Raw genomic sequence first — 2,431 nt, forward strand, 5'->3', positions numbered from 1 at the left:
GTCGTGTCGTACTTCGCCGACAAGGCCGGCGGCGGCGCGCCGACGCGGCCGGTGGTGATCGTCGATGCCGATACCGGGCGCATCCTGCACCAGTACGAGAACCTGCAGTCGGCCGATGGCTCCGGCCCGGGCGGCAACCAGAAGACCGGCCAGTACGAGTACGGCGTCGACTTCGGTTATCTGGACGTGCAGCAGAGCGGTAGCACCTGCACGATGAGCAACGTCAACGTCAAGGCGGTCAACCTCAACGGCGCCACCAGCGAGGCCGGCAAGCCCGCCTATTCGTACACCTGCCCGCGCAACACCTTCAAGCAGGTCAATGGCGCCTACTCGCCGATCAACGACGCGCTGTACTTCGGCGGCGTGATCTTCGACATGTACAGCGACTACATGGACGCGGCGCCGCTCAGCTTCCAGCTGACCATGGCGGTGCATTACGGCTCCCAGCACGAGAACGCGTACTGGAACGGCTCGGCAATGCTGTTCGGCGATGGCCGCAACACGTTTTATCCGCTGGTTTCGCTGGACGTGTCGGGCCACGAGGTCTCGCACGGCTACACCGAGCAGAACTCGGGGTTGATCTACTCCAACCAGTCCGGCGGCATGAACGAGGCCTTCTCGGACATGGCCGGCGAGGCCGCCGAGTACTTCATGAACGGCAGCAACGACTGGCTGGTCGGCGCCCAGATCTTCAAGGGCAACGGCGCGTTGCGCTACATGGCGGACCCGACCCAGGACGGCCAGTCGATCGGTCACGCCAGCGATTACTACAACGGCATGGACGTGCATCACTCCTCGGGCGTCTACAACAAGGCGTTCTACACCCTGGCCACGACGTCGGGATGGAACACCAAGACCGCGTTCCAGGCCTTCGCCCGCGCCAACCGCGACTACTGGACCGCCAGCAGCACCTTCAACCAGGGCGCGCCGGGCGTGGTCCAGGCGGCGTGTGACATGGGCATGGATGGCCAGGACGTGATCGACGCGTTCCAGGTCGTCGGCGTCAATGGCGGGGCGTTGCCGTCAGGGTGCGGCGGCGGGGGCGGTGGTGACAACCAGGCTCCGACGGCGGGCTTCAGCCCCAGCGTCAACGGCCTTACGGTGAGCTTCACCGACGGTTCCAGCGACAGCGACGGTAGCATCGCGTCGCGCAACTGGGATTTCGGTGACGGCGGCTCCTCGACCCAGACCAATCCGAGCCACACCTACGCGGCCGATGGCACCTACAACGTCACCCTGACCGTGACCGACAACGAAGGGGCGACGGATACCGAAACCAAGTCGGTAACCGTGAGCGGCGGCGGCAACGGCGGCGATGGCGAACTGGAGAACGGCGTGCCGGAAAGCGGCATCAGCGGTGCCTCCAAGGCCAACCGGTACTTCACCCTGGTTGTTCCAGCAGGCGCCACCAACCTGAAGTTCACGACTTCCGGTGGCAGCGGCGATGCCGACCTGTACGTGAAGTTCGGCAGCCAGCCGAGCACCACCAGCTTCGACTGCAAGTCCGAAACCCCGACCACTGGCGAAACCTGCACCATCAACAACGTGCAGGCCGGCACCTACCATGTGCTGGTCCACGCCTGGAGCGCGATCTCGGGCGTCAGCCTGACCGGCAGTTACACCCCGGCCGATGACGGCGATCCGCAGGACGACTACGACTTCGTCTATCCGCAGGGTCGTGGCAGCTACGTCGCCGGGCAGACCGTGGTGCTGGCCACCGACGGCGAGCTGTACCAGTGCCGTCCGGCTCCGTATGGCAGCTGGTGCAACAGCACCGCTTCCTACTTCGAACCGGGCACCGGGCTGTTCTCGGACCTGGCCTGGACCAGGCTGTAAGTTCCACGCGCCGGTGCGGGTATCCGCACCGGCGCGACTTTGAATTCACACGTGGCCGTACTGATCGAAGTCGGGCCGCGTGGCCGCAGATTTTTGTGATTAACGTCGCGAATTTTCTCGCAAAGAGAAAACTTTGATCTATCGGAAGAAGTTCCTCACACGCCCGCAAGGTGACGCTCGGACGGTTCCGCGCTCCGCACACCGGACCACGGAACGCCAAGTCGCATGCAACACCCTTCAAAAGAACCGGTCACCCCCGTGGCCGGACATTCCTTTTCAATCTGGGGTATCAGCAAGTGAATCGAAATCTTCCAACCAAAGTGCTCGTCGGGGCCACCGCGCTCGCACTCAGTGGCGGCGCCATGGCGGCCGATCGTGTCGATCTGCACCATCTGGATGTCACCTCCCTCCACACCCAGTACCAGGCATCGGTCGCCCGCACCGGCGCGCCGGCCATGGCCCATGCCCGCCACGCGCAGTTGCTGCAGATGGGCGATGACTCGCGCCTGGTGCTGCAGAGCCGCAACACCGACTTCGGCGTGCGCAACACGCGCTACCAGCAGACCTTCCGCGGGCTGCCGATCTACGGCGAGCA

The 2,431-nt window shown here is 64.5% G+C and carries 1 protein-coding gene and 1 pseudogene; both read left to right on the forward strand.

The features are described 5' to 3' along the window. The coding region (locus tag ACT9AS_RS14550; protein ID WP_445100875.1) for a M4 family metallopeptidase at positions 1 to 1,836 on the forward strand (1,836 nt) is incomplete at its 5' end. Positions 1,837 to 2,198: 362 nt separating this feature from the next. Beyond that, a pseudogene (locus ACT9AS_RS14555) lies at positions 2,199 to 2,431 on the forward strand (peptidase M4 family protein); the annotation flags it as partial.

This window comes from Lysobacter sp. F60174L2 (assembly GCF_052547135.1).